General features: G+C 31.1%; 10 protein-coding genes. 6 read left to right on the forward strand and 4 right to left on the reverse strand.

Annotated features, from left to right (window positions below; translation table 11 throughout):
* Positions 1-25: 25 nt before the first annotated feature.
* Complete coding sequence (locus H7355_RS01035; RefSeq protein ID WP_186644063.1) at positions 26-736, reverse strand: pyridoxine 5'-phosphate synthase; 711 nt, start codon at positions 734-736, stop codon at positions 26-28.
* 460 nt (positions 737-1,196) lie between these two features.
* On the opposite strand from H7355_RS01035, the gene smc reads away from it, so the two are divergent.
* The 4 genes from smc to H7355_RS01055 all read left to right on the forward strand — a co-directional run bounded on the left by smc (position 1,197) and on the right by H7355_RS01055 (position 11,767).
* Entirely contained in the window at positions 1,197-4,817 is a 3,621-nt protein-coding gene (gene smc, locus H7355_RS01040; RefSeq protein WP_186644072.1) for a chromosome segregation protein SMC, read from the forward strand.
* A 187-nt stretch (positions 4,818-5,004) separates the two neighbouring features.
* Positions 5,005-5,895 carry a hypothetical protein gene (locus tag H7355_RS01045; RefSeq protein ID WP_186644074.1) on the forward strand — a complete coding sequence of 297 codons (891 nt, stop codon included), beginning with the start codon at positions 5,005-5,007 and terminating at the stop codon, positions 5,893-5,895.
* 226 nt (positions 5,896-6,121) lie between these two features.
* Positions 6,122-11,131 (forward strand): RHS repeat domain-containing protein, encoded by a 5,010-nt coding sequence (locus H7355_RS01050; RefSeq protein ID WP_186644076.1) that lies wholly within the window; start codon positions 6,122-6,124, stop codon positions 11,129-11,131.
* A gap of 36 nt (positions 11,132-11,167) precedes the next feature.
* Positions 11,168-11,767: a biliverdin-producing heme oxygenase gene (locus H7355_RS01055; protein ID WP_186644078.1), complete on the forward strand. Its 600-nt coding sequence runs from the start codon at positions 11,168-11,170 to the stop codon at positions 11,765-11,767.
* On the opposite strand, the gene H7355_RS01060 is transcribed toward H7355_RS01055, so the two are convergent.
* Positions 11,764-12,891 carry a sensor histidine kinase gene (locus H7355_RS01060; RefSeq protein WP_186644080.1) on the reverse strand — a complete coding sequence of 376 codons (1,128 nt, stop codon included), beginning with the start codon at positions 12,889-12,891 and terminating at the stop codon, positions 11,764-11,766. The genes H7355_RS01055 and H7355_RS01060 overlap by 4 nt on opposite strands.
* A complete protein-coding gene (locus H7355_RS01065; protein ID WP_186644082.1) occupies positions 12,888-15,044 on the reverse strand; it encodes a histidine kinase dimerization/phosphoacceptor domain -containing protein in 2,157 nt (718 codons plus the stop codon). The genes H7355_RS01060 and H7355_RS01065 overlap by 4 nt, the downstream gene beginning before the upstream one ends.
* Positions 15,045-15,384: 340 nt before the next feature.
* On the opposite strand from H7355_RS01065, the gene H7355_RS01070 reads away from it, so the two are divergent.
* Positions 15,385-16,167, forward strand: a complete 783-nt coding sequence (locus H7355_RS01070; RefSeq protein ID WP_186644084.1) for an ABC transporter ATP-binding protein — start codon at positions 15,385-15,387, stop codon at positions 16,165-16,167.
* On the opposite strand, the gene H7355_RS01075 is transcribed toward H7355_RS01070, so the two are convergent.
* Positions 16,164-17,807 carry a malonate decarboxylase subunit alpha gene (locus tag H7355_RS01075; RefSeq protein ID WP_186644086.1) on the reverse strand — a complete coding sequence of 548 codons (1,644 nt, stop codon included), beginning with the start codon at positions 17,805-17,807 and terminating at the stop codon, positions 16,164-16,166. The two genes, H7355_RS01070 and H7355_RS01075, sit on opposite strands and share 4 nt — an antisense overlap.
* A gap of 93 nt (positions 17,808-17,900) precedes the next feature.
* Here H7355_RS01075 and H7355_RS01080 point away from each other — a divergent pair, with 93 nt between their 5' ends.
* A complete protein-coding gene (locus H7355_RS01080; protein ID WP_186644088.1) occupies positions 17,901-18,833 on the forward strand; it encodes an alpha/beta hydrolase in 933 nt (310 codons plus the stop codon).

The raw sequence follows: 18,833 nt of genomic DNA on the forward strand, positions 1-18,833 counted from the left end.
TATTTTCTACAAAAAACAATTTAATTTAGGAGATTAATGTTTTCATTTCTCTAACAGCTCTTTCCAGTCCTACCAGAACAGCATATGAAATTATACTATGTCCAATATTTAAATCTCTCATACCTGGAATTTTTGCTATTCTTTGCGCATTTCTATAATTAAGGCCATGCCCAGAATGCACTATAAGTCCTAAATTTTGTGCATATATTGATGCTTGTAAAATACATTCATATTCTCTATCAGCAAATTCACCGATCAATTCAGAATATTTTCCTGTATGTAATTCGACCATTTGAGCATTCATTTTTTTACAAAGTAACATATCATTTTTAGTAGGTTCGACAAATAAGCTAACTGGGATACGATTCTCTTGCAAAATATCTACGGTCTTTTTTAAAGAATCAAAAGATTTTTCTAAATTTAATCCTCCCTCTGTTGTGCGTTCTTCACGTTTTTCTGGAACGAGGGTGACCATATCAGGCTTAACTGCCAATGCAATTTCAAGCATTTCTGTTGTATTGCCCATTTCTAAATTTAATGGTATTTGTAGGATTTCACGCAAAAGTTTTACATCTCTATCTTGGATATGTCTGCGATCTTCTCTTAAATGAACTGTTATCTGATCGGCACCTGCCATTTGTGCAAGTACAGCTGCATCAATTGGATCTGGATATTTAGTCCCGCGTTGTTGACGGAGTGTAGCTACATGATCTATATTTACCCCAAGAGTTGCCATAATAAGTGTCCTTCCTCATGAATAAGAAATATTTACAGCACATTATGTTTTATTACATTTAATGTGCGACTCTGCAAACTACGTTAGAATAAAGTTTTAAAATGCATTGAGGCATAAAATTTATCTGTTGTTTTTGTTTTAACTTCGACGGGTACAAATCAAAGAAGCATCTTTAGGTGATGTATTTATTGTCAATTTGTTTTGTCTTTATTTCGACACGCATTTAGAATGATAGAGCTTCTATGAACATTTGTGGTTAGCAACTCTGTCTTGAAAGTATGCAATTTCCTTTACCATGTTTTAAGGAAATAAATCAAAACTAATATTTTATATTCACTCAATATTTTTAAATTACACCTTGACATTTTTTTGGAGCGAAGTTCCAAACTTCAAAAAATTAAGCTAGGATCGGGTAGAAAGATTTTTCTTTCTTACTTTTAAGTTTATCAACAAGGTTAAAATGAAGCTCAAGTCTATACATATATCAGGTTTTAAAAGTTTTGCAGATAGAGTCAATATTCAGTATCATAATGGAATTACAGGAGTTATTGGTCCAAATGGGTCAGGTAAATCCAATATTATTGACGCTGTTCGTTGGGTGATGGGTGAGCAAACTGCTAAAAGTCTACGCGCTGATGATCCAACCGATATTATTTTCTCAGGTTCGCAAAATAGAAAACCCTTGAGTCTCGCTGAAGTGACCTTGGTTTTTTCCAACGATGGTTTGCATTGTCCGGCAGAATATATGCATTTACCAGAAATTTCAATTGGTCGCAGAATCAATCGCGGAGCTGAACGCGAATATTTTATGAATCGAGAGCCTTGTCGGTTAAAAGATATTGTAGATTTTCTATTATCGATTGGTTTAGGTTCAAAAAGCTACGCTATTATTCAGCAAGATAAACGTGATAGAATCATACAAGCTTCGCCTGATGATCTTCGAGAAATTCTAGAAGAAACAGCAGGGATCACTGTTTTTAAAGTGAGAAGAAAAGAAGCAGAAAAACGCTTGAATTCAACTGCCGAAAGAATGAAAAATCTTGCAGAAATTGAAATTGAGTTAGCTAGACAGAAGGAGTCACTTAGCGAACAAGTTGAGAAAGCATCACAAAAGCTTGCCCTGTCTCAAGAACTTAAAGAAAAAGAAATTTTATTAATTAAGAATCATGTTGGTTTTTATAGATCAGTTGCGAATAAAATTAAAAAAGAAGTCAATCATTATTCATCTCAAATTGAAAAATCAAGTTTAGAAGCGGGTGAATGGGAATCTGAAGCAAACGATCTCAAATCAACCCACCTCGAATTAACTCAACAAATTAAATCTACAGAAAATCAATTAGATGATCAAAAAATTGCTTTAACAAAGTACCAAGAACGCAGTGAAAATTACAAGCGTAGGCATGAAGAAAGAATACTGCAAAAAGAGAGATTGACAAAAGAATTGATTGAAGAGCGGCTCAATTTAGAAAGAGAAGAAGTAAGACAAAAAAATCTTGTTGTTGAAGTTGAAAATGCTGATAAATTTTTACAAAAAATAGATATAGAGCAAGAAACCTTCCAAGAAAGATTAGATGAAATCGACGAGTCTCTTCAAGTTCAACGTTTACGAGGAGATGAGTATCGCTCAGAAATGAGAGCTATAGAATCGAGTCGTAGTTCTTTAAGAGCGCGTAATGAATCTTTACTAGATACAATATCTCGATATAATATCCAAATACAGAAAGTAACAGAAAATTATTTATCTCAATTAGAAGCACGTAGTCAGATTGCAATAGATAGAAAAGAAATTACAAATAATTTAAGTAAAGTCTCAGCAGGTCTTGATGAAGTAGTCAGCAATAGAAATATCATAGAGTCCGATCTTGAAAAATTAAAACAACAATGCCTATTAGCTGAGCAAGATAGGGATTCAGCTAAGCAAGAGCATTTAGAACTTGCAAGTTACGTTACAAGTTTACAGAAACTCATAGATTCTAATAGCGGTCTCTCCGATGGAACACTCTCGTTAAAAGAAAAATTTAGTCAACAAATATCAGGTTTTTTATTTGATGTAGTGTCTCTTCATAAAGATGATGAAGCTATTTTAGAAAATAGCATGCCACAGCTTTTTCAATCAGCAATTCTTGATAATTTTGATAATTTTGTAGATGTTATTGATAAAATAGAAGAGCTTTCACTTTCTAAAGTGTCCTTATTTGTTAAAGATATGCTAAATTCTTTATCGCAAAGTGAAAGCGATATTAAAAATGACATATTAAAAATAAATGGTATTCGCTGTGTAGGTGATAGATTAGAAAACTGTTCCATACCCGCAGCAAAATGTATTTTTGAAAGAATTTTTATTTGCAAAGATGAATGGTTACTGAACAAAGCAAAAAAATTATGCTATGAACTACAAAATTTTATTTTTGTTACTGAACGAGGTACTGTTTGTCAAACATCCAATGAAATGAGTTTTGGCACGCCTTCGGACGGAATTTCTCATGGAATTTTGCAGCGTAAAAGAGAATTTTCTGAAGCCCTTCTTAAAAAAGACATACTGCAAGATAAACTTGCAAATAGTGAAGGCGCTTTATATATTATAAACGATAAAAAGAAGAAGTTAGAGTTTAAAGTCTCAGAATTGGCTTCGGTACTCGAAAAGGAAAAAGTTGAATCTGTAAAGTTATCAAGTCAGCTCGAAAATTTTGACTTACAATTAAGGCATATCGACGAAAATTTGGCTCGTATGGATGATGAAAGAAAAAGATTTCAAGTAGAAATATCAGATGCCAAAGAATCGTTCGCTAAAAATCAAACAGAAAATGACAAACTTGAAAAAGAATATAATTCTTTAAATTCAAATCTTGAAGAGTTTGAAAGTGAATACAGCAATAAAAAAGAAATCCGCGATGAGATTTTATTGCAGTTTCAAAATAAAAAATCTGAGCGAGCTGTAATTTTAGAAAGACAAGCTAATAATCGAAAAAATTATGAGGAAATGACGTTCCAACTCAGGCGAATGCAACAAAAACTTGATACATCAATTGCACAAATTGAGGATTTAAAAACTCAAATAAACAATGCTGAAAATGATTTTATTCACTTAAATAACGAAATTAATATTTTAAATAAACAGGTTAAGGTTTTTGAAGATAAACTTGAATATTTAGTTCAAGAAGAGAGCGAAACAGAAGAAAAATTAAGAATAGTCGAAGGTAAATTAAAATCACAAAAAGACTCTGCTGCATCAAAACAAAAATTTATTAATGAAAAGCAACTCGAACTTGCTCGTTACGATACAATTATAGAGACAGCTTTAAAAGATGCTTTCGATAAATATCAATTATCAGCACATGAATTACCAGAAAGTGCAGAAAATGATGCTGCATATCGCCTATCACTCGAGCAGAGGATCAAAGAAATCCAGCAAGCTATTATCGATTTAGGTGCTGTCAATGAAAGAGCGCTTGAAGAATTTAAAGATGTTTCGGAACGTCTGCATTTTCTAGTGACACAGAAAGAAGATATTGAACGCTCTATGCAAGAACTTTATATATCTATTCAAGAGATTGAAGAAAATACTAAAGTTCGATTCAAAGAAATCTTTGACAAAGTAAATTTTGAATTTCAAAAGATTTTTCCTGTCCTATTTCCAGGTGGGCATGGAGAGCTTCATATGTTAAACGATGATTTATTAAATACTGGAGTTGAGATACTCGTACGGTTGCCTGGAAAAAAAATGCAAAATATGAGCCTTTTTAGCGGTGGAGAAAAGGCTCTTACAGCGATATCTCTTATATTTAGCTTATTAAAAACAACGCCTGCTCCATTCTGTTTTCTTGATGAAGTTGATGCTCCATTGGATGAAGCAAATGTCGGTAGATTTAATGATGTTTTAGAAGCTTTGAGTGAAGAATTTCAATTTGTAGTCATCACACACAATCGTAGAACTATGGAAGTGCTTGATACTATTTACGGAATTTCAATGTCTGAGCCGGGAGTGTCAAAATTAGTTTCTGTTGACTTAACAGATGTACCTCCTCATTTGCGCAAGAAGCAAAAGGCAGCAATAAGATCAGGAGCGTCAGCAACAGTCTAAATTTTCAAAAGAGCTAAATAAATCCTCATATACAATAGTTTCAATTATAAAAAATTACAAGATTTATTAAAAAATTTTCTCATTTCAAATATATTATTTGAGTTTTAAAATTCTTACTCTTGCTTAAGACAAGTAAATTTGTTACGCCGACAGGGCTTGATTTATTTTAAGATATGGAGGCAAATAAATGCAAAATCCTATGTACCACCAATTGAATGTTGAAGCGAATGAAGCAAATCGCCTTTTTTGGAATGGAAAGTACTTTTCCCTTGAGGTCGTTCTTGTTTTTCCAACTCAATTAGCAACAATCGAAGAGGTGAATTCATATCTTGAAAATTCAACTTTAGTATTAAAATTAACACCATTTAAAAGTCAATTTCGGGCCAAAATGCTCGCAAGCCTTTTGGAACAAGATAATATAGAAAAATCAGAAATAATTGGTTTGACTGTCAGCCTGAATATTTTAAAAAATAATATTTTAGATATTCTTGATATTCGCAAAACGGATGCCACATTAGATGGTGCTGGATCCGGTAGCCTAAATGCATCGGAAAGCACAAAAATGCTAATCAATGAAAGCGAAAAAAATGCTCTGGTTGAATCCCTGCAAAAACTGATTGAAGGAAATTTAAAACCGCATTTAAGGCAACCATTTACGAGTTTCTATCCAGAGTTACTAGATGAGCAGTGGACAGACAGGTTGCCAAAGCAAAAAAACAAATCTGCTTTAATGCCTTTTCAAGCTGTATTTCCATTTTCTGGTAGCATTGAAAGAGTAGTTGATCATCAAATGTATGCATTAGATGATCTTTATTGTGTGAATCCTTCTTGCAATTGCAACGAAGTCACCTGTGTTGTTTTGACATTTGATCCCCAATCTGGTAAAGAAATTACGCATGGTGGATTCAAATATAATTTAGAGAAAAATACATTTAAAAATATTCCTAATTTTCCTTCACAATTCAATGCCCAAGAATGGTTTAGACAATTTTCCAAATTAAATTCAATTTCTTTACCATTTGCATTTAATTCTCGCTATCAATTTTTGCGCAAACAAATATCACTGCTCAGCAAATAATGATTACAAAAAATATCGAATAATTTCAATTATATTTTAATATATATCAAATAATACAATATTTTATAAATTACCAACTCTATTTGACAAATATTAATTAATATATAATAATTGAAATCGTTGGTAAAAAAGAATATTATTTCAAATTCATTCAATAAAAATACAGAGGATTGTAATGAGAGCGGGTATTACCAAAAAGACAATTTCTATTTTTTGCATTTTTATTATGTTTATTCAGACATATCAAAGTTCTTATGGATATTCATCATTTATTGCACAAAAAAAATTACCAAATAAAAGTGCAAATACAGATTTAGAATACTCTGCTAAAGCAACATTATTAAATAAATCTTTTGAAAACATTAGAAGTGAAGCCCGTACTGAGAATATTCATAATGTGGATAAAACATATCCAAAAAAAAGAACTAAAAGAGATTTAAACTCTTCAAGTTCAAATAATATTGTCAGTGATGCATATAATTTTAAAGATCTCACCCAACAGGTTGATCCTAGAACAGGTGCATTCTCCGTATCATACAAAATTGTTGATGTTTCTGGAGTCAGTATCGAAGATCCAGTGTTCCCATTGCAAATTAATTATAATTCACTATCACAAAGTGATATCTTTGGACTTGGCAAAGGGTGGTCATGGAATTTAACTCGTTATGATGTTCAGTCAGAGACTTTGTATTTATCGAGTGGAGGAAGTTATAAACTTCAATATGGCTCTGAAAATATTTTACAATACTACAAATTAAAAGACATAAAAGTCACAAAAGATGAAAATATAATCACGATAAATTATAAAGACGGTCGAGAAGAAATTATAGAAAAGGTTTATGGTAACTTAGTAAAAATGACGAATGCAGAAGGTTTTTCTGTTGAGTTTTTCTATCAGGATAATATAAAGCTCCAGTCAATAGAATATAAAAGTATTTTCAATAAAGAGCATCCTAAAAGAGTTGAAGTGTTTTATTTAAATGACTCTGTTTCTATAAAGCATTTTGATGGGCGGGGACAAAAAGCTGAGACTTTATTAAATTTTAAGTCTGAACCATTTGGAACACTTAAGGAAATTCAAAATCCAGTAAATCAAATCATTTCTTTTAAATATAGTTCAATGCTTTTGCAAAATAGAGAACATATATTGCTCAGTCATATAAAATATCCTTCACAGTTTGAATATGCTATCGAATATTTAGACAATGGTCTGAAGACTCTGATTCCTGGTATCTCAGTTCCTGCGGTGAGTCGAATTTCCACAATCAATTTTCCAGGTGTTAAAGATGGAAATATCAATCACATTCGTTATCGTTTTTCAAGTGAAAATAATTATTTGGGTTATGGAGTCGCTAAATTCATAGAAAATGCTGATGCATTATTCTCAACAGCAAATACTTATGAATACACATCAACTGAAAAACGTAAACATCCGCGAGGACATTTAAAGATCAATAGAACTTATAATCATTTTCATATGCTTATAAGTGAATCAATATTTCTTAACAATGAATTGCAGCAAAGAAAAGAATATAAATATTTGCCCTGGCAGGATAGAGATTTTAATAACTTAGAAACTGCTTATCATCTTCCAATTGAAACTGTAGTTATATATTACGATGGAAAAGGCCAATCAAGAAAAGAAATCACAAAAAATACTTATGACGACTATGGGAATTTAATCACAAGCATAAACTCGTCAGGTTTGGTAAAAAATTATAAGTATTTGTCTGCTGCCGAGACATTTAATAATATTCCTCATCTAATTGAACGTGAAGTGACGAGTTCAATTTATGAAAAGAAGAGCACTGTTGTCGAATATCAATACGAAACTGTTCAATTAGAAAATGGGAAAAAATATCAAAGAGCTATAAAAGTAATAAATAAATACAGTGCTTCCAACTGTGATGTCAATAATAGCAATTGTGGAACAATTTATAAAACGCAAATAAATTCTTACAGTCCAACAAATTTAAGTGGTTTAAATGATAAGATCATATCTTTGCCAGTAACTACTCAGACAACTGCAATTGTGGATGGAAAAGAAAAAACATCAAGTACAACTTACAAATATGAGATAAATAGTCGGAAAAATTCTATTTACAAGAATCATATCGTTTCAGAAAACGCTGATGATATAGATTATATCGCTACTGAATATGTAATTTATAATGCTAATTCAAAGAAAAAAATTAAAGAAAAAAAATTAGAAAGTTCGCATGAAATTTCATATCATTATGATAAAATTGGGAGATTAACAAAAGAGACTGTTGGTTTAAATACAACAACACCTAGGACGACATCATTTAGATACATTTTAAACTCACCACTGAAAGGTCAAAGTACATTATTAACAACCTGGGAAAATAATCATAAAACAAAAGTGATTTATGATTCTATGGGGAGAGAAATTGAAAAATGGTCTCAAGATGAAGATCAAAATAATTTTGTAAAGATTGCTTCATATAATTATGATATGGCATCACAAAAATCGGAAGAAATCCTTTATAACATTGATGCAAACGGATCTCTGTATAATTTGAGAATTTCATATAAATACGATATTTATAATAGAAATATTTTGATTAAACTTCCAGATGGGACAAGGAAGTACATAAAATACGATGATGCAAATAACACTCAAACTCGATATACTTTGTCTTCAACGAATGAATCTTCACCAATAAATATCACTGTATTTAATAATAATCAGCAGCCAGTTAGCTCTAAAATAGTCCTTGGTGACAACAAAATTCACACGCAGAGTTATAATTATTTTGATGGTTTTGGTAATTTAATCGAGTCAAAAGATGTGAATGGTGTGACGATTAAATATATATATAATGAAATTGGTAATAAAGTTTCTGAAAAATATAATAATAAAAAAATAATTCATTATTCTTATGATGCATTATTTAAAGATAAAATTACTGAGAAATCGATTACCTTATCAAACGGTACCAAATATGTTATTGGCAAACGAAAATACAATTCTCTTGGCCAATTGGTAGCTGAGATCGATCCTGAAGGCAGGGCAATATCCTATAAATATAATGAATCAGGCAAAATAATCAGACAAGTAAACCGTGATGGTCAAATAATTCATTTTAAATATGATGATCTCAATCGTCTGATTGAGAAATCTGTTGAAGGAATTACAAATATTAAAACACTTTATACTTATGATTCTAAAACCTCTCTCATTACTCAAATGATAGATGAATCTGGTATGACTGTGTATCATTATTATGCGAATGGCAAACAAAAAAGTATTGTTTATCCAAATAATAATGAAGTTTTTTATAAATACGACCTGCAAGGAAAATTTATATATATTAAAGATGTTATGGGTAATAAAATTTTTACAAATTATAATAAAATTACAGGAAAAAAAGAAAGTATAACATATCAAAGAATTGATAATGATAAAGTAATGAGTGAAAAATATCATTATGACGTTTTTGGCAGAATGGATAGTAAATTATTAGCAAATGACACCTTAGTCGAATATGCATACGATAAAATAGGAAATTTGAAAGAATTAAATTACTTAAATAATTTAGACGAATTGATTCTTTCTTATTCGTATGAGTATTATAAAGATTCAAATTTAAAATCAAAGCTAAGAAAAGAAGGACAGAATAAAACATCCTTTGAGCAATATAAATATGATGATATGAATAATTTGCTGCAATATATATGTTCAGGACAACTTTGTCCAAAAGACCAAAATGGTTATGCCATAAAATCTGAAGAATATACATTTGATGATATGAATAATATTAAAACTGTATCGAGAAAATTTATTGAAAACTTTGAAAATATTACAACATATTTCTATTCAGAGGAAAATAAAAATAAGCTCATCAGTTATGCAAATTCGAACTCCTTAACAGGAAATACCATGAGTCAAGAATTTGTTTATGATGCGAATGGAAATATTATTAAAGATGAAAATGGAAACATGCTTTCTTATAATGCGTTTAATCGTCTGATAGCCTTTGAAAATTCTCAATTAAAGTCAGAGTATTTATATAATGGTGAAGGGATTCTTGTCGCACAAAAAGATAATAACTCAGCTACAGTTAATTTTTATTATCATGAAAATAAATTGATAAATGAAATTTCTGAGAATAAATCAACAAGCTACTTTGTTGACGGTAATAATCTCATTGCAAAAATAAATTTTGGGAGTGAAGAGCTTTTTTACTTAACAGATCACGCTAAAAGTATTATTAAAATTCAGCAAGGTCAAAATCTTTTAAATATAAGTTATTCTTATACACCATATGGATATCAATCAAATAATTCTGAAACTGAGCATTTAGATACTAAAAGCTTAAATGAGATCGGCTTCAATGGTGATCGCTCCGATTCCGTGACTGGCTTTCAGTTTTTAGGAAAAGGATATCGCGCCTATAACCCAGTTCTTGGCCGCTTTATGCAATATGATAACCATCAATCACCTTATGAAAAAGGCGGAATAAATGGTTATATATTTGCTGCAAATAATCCCATAATGAAATTCGATCCATCAGGTGAAAACCCTGAAGTTTATTTTGGTATTGGTTTAACAATCTCTTTCCTTGGTATTATGCTTTCATTATTTACTTTTGGAACGACTCTAGCAGCCTTACCTTCAATTATTACTGCAACTGTTGCTGCAGATTTAGCAGTTAAAAGCAGTGTATTTGCGATAAGCTTAGCTGCAACATCAACAAGTATTGCTGGCTCAGTCTATAATAAATTTGCACGAGATGCCGCTGCAGAAGGTAAAAAAGATGCACAAGAACAATATTTAAAAGTTTCTTCAAATCTGACTTGGGCGTCCATTGGATTAGGATTAGGAGCTTCTGTATTATCTATGCCAAATGCATATTTGACAACGAAAGAATTGTTTCAAAAATCCTCACATTTTGAGAAAACAAAATTTATTTCTCATAATGTTCTTGGAAAAACTTCAGATATTGCAGGTATTACGAGTTTAGCCTACAAAGATGAAGCATTTCGTGAGCGAGCGAATGGCAATATTGAAGGTTTTGAGTATAATATAAATAAAGCGATTAACTTTGGCTTAATTTCTTTAGGCACAGGTGTTTTTGCTTTTGGCTTTGATCTCTCATCCTTTGCTAAAAAGCAATATAAAGACTATGTTAACCCGAAAAAGCAACAAGATGAAGAAAAACTATCTCTATTGCAACATGACAGTCTTGATTTAGAATTTAATAGTAAATGATTATATTTATTGAATTTAGGGAGGAATACTTTTTCAATGACAACGATTCAACATGTAAAAAATATTCATGAAATGCTCAGGTCAGCAACTTGTCAACTGCACGAAAGAGTGGAACTCATAAATCCATTAAGCAAAAAAGAGCCGAGTCTAGAAGATTATTTCTTCTATTTAAGTGCTTTTCTTCATTTAATAGAGCCTATAGAAAATAATTTAAGTAAATTTTATGTAAATTTTTCATTTCCAAAATCAGATCAATCTATTAAAAGATCTATTTTACTAAAAAATGATTTAGAAAATTTGGGAATGTTTCAAAATATTGAATTCAAATCTGTTATTAAAACGCCAATAATATTTTCTGCAGCAAATGCTGTAGGTGTTTTGTATGTCTTAGAAGGTTCGAATTTAGGTGGTCAGTTTCTTTATAAAAAACTAAAATCTCTCCATGGAAATAAGATAACTCACTCCTTGAGTTTTTTATATGGAAATGGCTTTGACACTTTTAAATATTGGAAAGAATTTTTAACTTTTATACAAGATTATTCTGACCAACACCCTTCTGAAATCGAAATTATAATCCAGTCAGCGATAGATACATTTGAATGCTTTGAGCAAATGTTTTTACAAAATAAAAATTAGTTTATTTTTTCTTTAGGTAGAGTTAAAACAAAACATGTGTTTGGATAATTATTATCTAATTCTATTTTTCCCCCATATTTATCAAGAATAATCTTGCTTAAACTTAGGCCTAATCCGGTTCCTTTTCCAGGTTCCTTTGTCGTAAATAAAGTATCAAATATTTTTTCACGAATATTTTCTGGTATACCGGTTCCGCTATCGATAACAAGTAATTTTAAAAACTTCGCATTCAAATCTTCCCAAGTGATTTTTATCCAAGGGTCAGGTAGATTTTCAATTGCATCACTTGCATTTCTAATTAAATTTACTAATACTTGGAAAAGAGAAACCTTCCCAAAAAAAACATAAGAATCTGGAGAACTGTTTAACTCAATAAATTTAATCTTTTTTTCTGAAGTTAGATATGAACAAATTTCAAAGGCATCTTTGCAAATATTTTTTACATTTATCATTATTCTTTCTTCATTTTCATTTTTATCGATCATACCTCGATAGTTTTGTACAGTTGATTTTATTGCCTTCGCACCCTTTTCGATTTTATTAAGAGATTTCGTAAGTTTAGGATCATTTGCGAGATCTAATTGTTTTATATTTTTATAAATTAAATCTAAAGAGGCATATATATTACTCAAGGGGGCATTTATATCATGAATAATTCCAGCAGAAAGGGACCCAATTGTGCCAAGTTTTTCGGCATTTAAAAGTGCCATTTCCAATTCAGATTTTTTCTTTTGCATTTCAAATTGATTCAGAGCGATTTCTATTACGATTTGCAATTCTCTTTCTTGATAAGGCTTTAAAACATAGCCATAAGCACCTTCAATTTTTGCCCGTTCAAAAGTTGCAGGATCTTGATTTGCAGTTAAGAAGACTATTGGAACCGTTTTTTGCTGGCGTATATTATCAGCTACTTCAATTCCATCTTTTGCTCCCTTAATTCTAATATCCATTAAAATAAGATCGGGCTCCGTAGAAAAAAAGAGCATAATAGCTTTGATTCCAGAATCGGCAATTCCAGTAACTGCATATCCCATAGAGATTAAAGAATCTTCAAGTGATTTTGCTAAAATTGCTTCGTCCTCTACAATAAGAATTTTTTTTTGCTTTGCTTTATTTGCGTTCATGCAAATTTCCTATCAAATTTAATTTTTAACTTAACACCTACCGAACCATCCCAAGAAGGTATTGCATCGAGTTGACCGACGAGTAATCTTATAAGCTCTAGCCCTAACGATTTATTTTGTTTTTTTTCAATATTTACATAGCCTTTGCCATTATCACTGAGTGTGAGTATTGGTGTATCTGCATATTCATTCCATTCAATATTTATTAAACCCTTGTCTTTCTCGTTGAATGCATGTTTTATTGAATTTGTAATAAATTCATGAGTTATTAAACCTAACGGCAATGCTTCTTGGATTGGAATGACTAAATCAGATGGGATTGAAAACGTAAAATCTATCTGTGTGTTGTTATTTTTAACTAAGGAAAGAGCTTCCCGTGCTATTGATTTTAAATATTTTTCTATAGATAACGAGCCAAAATTACCACCTTGATAAAGCGTTTCATGCAGAGCAGATATGGCATGAACTCTGCTTTTCATTTCTTTTAGATCTGAAATCAATTCGGAATTTTTTGATTCTTTCATTTTCCAATCAAATATTGAACTGACAATGGACAGGTTATTTTTGACTCTGTGATGGATTTCACTTAAGAGAAGTTCATTTTCGTCATTTTTTTCTTTTAAAATCAAATTCTCCCTTATCGATTTTTCAAGGAAATTTGATCGAATATCAATTAATTTAATTCTGATTTCTTTTGCTATTGATATTTCTACCTTACTCCAAGGAACGCATGCTCCCTTAATTTGGTTATACCAAATTGCAAATGAATTTCTTGGATTTAAAGAGCCATCAGAGTTTATATTTTGTATACTAGGGTCTCCGCTCCATTTTATTGTCTGAATTTGTTCAGGCCGAAAAAGCGCAATATAGGATATATGATCTCGATCCAATGGTATGTAAATCATTCCTGAATATTCTTTCATCCATTTGTTAAACTTTGGATGCAGATCACTTAAGCAATTAAGTATAGTTATTTCATTATTATCAAATTTTTTCTTGGCAAAGAAATCAATTTTATCAATCATTTCATCGGGGATATTAGAATCAGTTATTTTTTTATTTTCATATTTGTACAGAACATTGTCACACATAAAAGTATTTCTTAAAAGAGCAAAACTCTCTTTGGGTAATGATTGAAGATCACAGTTCATATTTTCATACATTTTTAAAAATTCAAATATGTTTTTATTTATTTTAGGTGCTTTGATTTGCAGTTCATTTAGTTTTTCATCAAGTAAGCGAGTGGCAAAAAGTTCTACAAGAAGTTGAATTTTTGGTAAAATTTCTAGAGGTATTGCTTTTCTCTTAACAGAGTGGCAGCCAATTAAACCTCGCAAAGTATTATTTTCAACAACTGAAAATGAAGCAGATGACATGATTCCCATATTTTTTAAATATTGCAAATGGGTTGGTCCAATCGCACGAAATAAAGACATGCTGAGATCTATTTTTTCATGCAAGCCAATAATTTTTATAGGTGTGTAAGTAGCCTCAGTAATCAAACGATAGCGGCTTTTTAAATATAGTTGTCTAACAATTGCAGGGACATCAGTCGCTGGAAAATGATGATGTAAAATGGATTCTAAAGGTTCTGTTGCATCATTTGCAGGTACATATCCAGTTCCATCATCCTCAAAACGGCAATAATAGATGCGATCGAAATTTGTCACGAACCTAATAAATCGACATAATTTTGCTGCAAGAATATTTAAATCTCCCTGATAAAGGGTAATTTCTTGATAAGCGGCGTCAAATAATTCTTGATTAACTTGATATTCTATTGGGCATTCTAATTGAAATTCAAGACAGAGTATGTCTTTAGTCAAAAAACTTAAACAATGATATTTGATAAAATTATTTTCACTTTTTACATCGAGTTGTATATTAACTCTAATTTCATTTGCTAGACTCTGTAAATTTTTTACATGCCGTTTAATAAAATGGAATGAGCTTTCGCTGATGCAATCAGCGAGTTTTTTTTTAAAAAAATTATTATCTGAAAAATTGAAGAGAGATTTACAATTTTCAGAGGCAAATTTAATAATAAATCCATTTAAATCAATTCCTAGTAATACACCACAAGGCTGAAAACTATCCGTGTTCTGTACATGGAATTGTTCACAAAAATCAGACGGGTAGGGGGTGTCTTGCATATTTTGTTACTCTTAGAAATTTAATTTATTCAGTACTGTAATCTGTATAAAATATTAAACTATAATCAATCGCTTTATCTTATAAATATTATATTGTGAAGAAATTTTATAGGCAATTTCTCCAGTTATTTGACACAACGATAGCTGCTTGTTTATGAAGAAAAGAAGTTGAAAATTTTTAAAGCATAATGTAGTTTTTTGTGTGTATTTATAAAAAGAGCTTTTTAAATTGAGTGAACTTGCTTTTAATGGAAAATTTAGTATTTTAAATCTATTGATAATAAATTTCATTATCATTAATTTTTGTTTTTCTTTCAACTCTTAATTAGGAATTTTATAAATGGCTTGTATTTCTGTGCAGGGTTTAACAGCTTCTTATGCAAAAGTTAAAATTCTGCAGCAAATTGATGTCGAGTTTTTTCAAAATAAAGTGACTTCCATTGTTGGGCCGAATGGTTCTGGCAAATCAACGTTGCTCAAAACAATAGCTGGCTCATTAAAACCTGAAAGTGGAACTATTCATATTAATGATCGCCTTATACAAGATTTTAAAAGAAAAGAGCTTGCTAAGATTCTTGCCTTTTTGCCACAATCACCTGAGACTCCCAAAGACATCACTGTTGAACAACTTGTAACTTATGGACGCTATTCCCATCAAGCCATTTTTAAAAATACAAAATGTGAAGATAAAAAAATTATAGACTGGGCTCTTTCTGCGACAAATTTAAAGCAACTGGCTCAAACTTCTATCAGTGATCTTTCAGGAGGGCAAAGACAAAGAGCTTGGATAGCTATGTCTCTTGCGCAGAATAGTGATTGCTTATTCCTAGATGAAGTGACAACATATTTAGATATTCGACATCAAATTGAAATTTTAAATTTATTGAAAAAGCTGAACACAGAAAGTGCGAAGACTATTATAATGGTTTTGCATGATATTAATCACGCATTACATTATTCAGATTATATTGTTGTTGTTAAAAATGGCAAAATTTATGCCCATGACTCTATAGAAAGTATTCTTGAAAATAAAATTCTTGAAAGTGCTTTTAAAGTAAAATTTAAAGTTCTTTACGACGAAAATAAGAAGCCTTTTATTGTTTGTAATGAATTAGTTCATTAAAATTTTTTCAAAAACTTAGCGGGTGGTTCATATAAACCATTTGACATTTTTACTAAATCTTGGATTGATTTTGCAGCCAATAGATCTTGGGTAGCGCTTTCTTTCAAGATGCCAAGATCTTCTGGATATGTAACAATTCTTTTTTCTCTGAGCTCATCAATTAACATTTTGTCTCTTTTTAAACCAACTGGAGTAAAACCTGCCACGCAGCGTATGGCTTGTTCCCGTTCATATGCTGTTTGACAAAGTAACAAATTGGCTATTCCTTCTTCAGTTACGATATGTGTTACGTCTTCTCCATATATCATAATAGGAGCTAAGGGTAACTGCATTTTCTTTTGAATTTCAAATGCGTCTAATGTCTCAACAAAAGATGAAATGCCTGATGGCTGGAAAGTTTCTACGATCTGTAAAACTAGTTTTTTACCTTGTGGGATTTGATTGATATGTTTTTTATTTTCTCGTCCTGCTAAAAGCCAACTTTCAGAGCAGTGTCTGCGTGCATTTGCATTGCTGCCAAAGTTAGGCGCACCACCAAAACCTGGCATTCTTTCAGCAGTTATAGTTGTGCTATTACCATAAATATCGATCTGTAACGTAGCACCAGCAAAAAGATCTATAGCATAAAGTCCAGCCATTTGTGCATAGCAGCGATTTGATCGGAGAGAGCCATCTCTTCCAGTAAAAAAAATATCTGGACGTGATTTCACATACTCATTCATTCCAACTTCACCACCAGGTGATACAATTTGTTTGACAAATCCAGCCTCAATGGCAGGTATAAGTGTTGGTAATGGATTTACGACCATATATTCACATATTTTTCCTTTAAGCCCAAGACTTTCAGCATATGTTGGCAATAATAGCTCAATGGCACACGTACTGTAACCCACTCCATGATTCAAACGATTTACCCCATATTTGCCATAAATCCCCTTTATCACCATCATCGCCATCAATATTTTTGTATTTGAAATTTTAGCAGGATCTCGTGTAAACAATGCTTTAATAGGTGAAGGGTTTCGATTTAAAACAAGCGCATCGACCCAATCTGATGGGATATCAATCCTTGGAAGTTTTTTCACAATTTCTTTAGCTTCGACAATGACAATACCATCTTTAAATGCTGTTGCTTCGATAATAGTTGGTGTTTCTTCCGTGTTGGCTCCCGTATAAATATTACCCTCTAAATCGGCTTTTTCTGCTGAAATAAGACAGACTCTTGGTGTTAAATCTATAAAATAGCGTGAATAAAGTTCTAAAAAAGTGTGCATTCCGTTTATAGTCAGCTTACCTTCTTGTACAAGTTCTGCAAAACGTGTGCCATAAATAGAAGCATAAGAAAAATCAATTTTATTTGCTACACCATTTTCAAATATCAACATATGAGTTGGAAATAGTACAGTGGATTGTAATACATGTAAGTTATTTATTTTTTCAATATTTACTTTTGAGAGAGCTTCAGAGAGCATCAATGCTTGCTTTTGATTATTTCCTTCAATGCAGATTTTATCATATGGCTCAATTAAACATTCTAGGCATTCAGTTAATTTATTTTCATTAATCCATTTTCCATCCATAAAAATATTTGCTCTGTTCATTCTCGAAATCTTATTTTGTTTTAACAGAGAATGGTTCATAATGATCTCCATAAAAAGGTTGTTTTTTTAATTACTGATTATAAATAATCTTATATGAGAGGGTATTACAATATTTTTCTTGAGGATTTTGAAATGAAAACTTTTAAAGCAAAAACATTTATACAATTATTTTTATTTGCAATTTTCTTAACGGGTTGCAATAATCTTTTTTATTATCCTGATTCTGTTATTCAAATCACTCCCGATCGTTTGAATTTAGCTTTTACTGATTTTACAATAAAAACTGCCGACAACGAAGAACTGCATGGTTGGAAAATAAAAGCAAAAGGACAAATTCCTATCGCTACAATATTACACTTTCATGGCAATGCTCAAAATATAACAACGCATTTTATGTATTGTGCTTGGTTAGCAGAAAATGGTTTTGATGTTATAGAATTTGATTATCGTGGATATGGCAAATCCACAGGAGAAGCTTCGCGCACTGGAATTTATCAAGACAGTGTCAGTTTTTTGCAATGGGCTTATGAGAATTCTCGCACTAAAGATAACTTTATTATTGCACAAAGTTTAGGAGGAGCAGTCGTAATACCTGCTTTTGCTGATAATGAAAAAAATAATGTGCAAGCTATTATCTTAGACAGCACATTTGCTTCCTATCGTGGAATTGCGAGGCAAAAGTTAGCAAGTATATGGCTGACGTGGCCGTTACAATGGCCTCTCAGTTTTCTAGTTTCAGATAATTTGAGTCCAATCGATTATATAAAAAATGTTCATGTTCCATTAGTTTTTATTCATAGTAAAAATGACAACGTTGTTCCTTTTGAATCTGGGAAAGAACTCTTTGATACAGCACTTGAACCTAAAGAATTTTGGGATGTGGAATGGGATGGACATGTTTCAGCTTTTGTTCATAAAGACGATAAGTACAGAAGAAAATTATTAAAATATTTATGTTCACATTTAAAAAATCCTAACAAAATGTGCACTAAGTATTTAAATGAAAACTCACAGACTTTACCATATATTAGATTATTACCTGAACTTATAAATAAAAATAAATAG

The sequence above is a fragment of the Fluviispira vulneris genome, from assembly GCF_014281055.1.
GTDB classification, from domain to species: Bacteria; Bdellovibrionota_B; Oligoflexia; order Silvanigrellales; family Silvanigrellaceae; genus Silvanigrella; species Silvanigrella vulneris.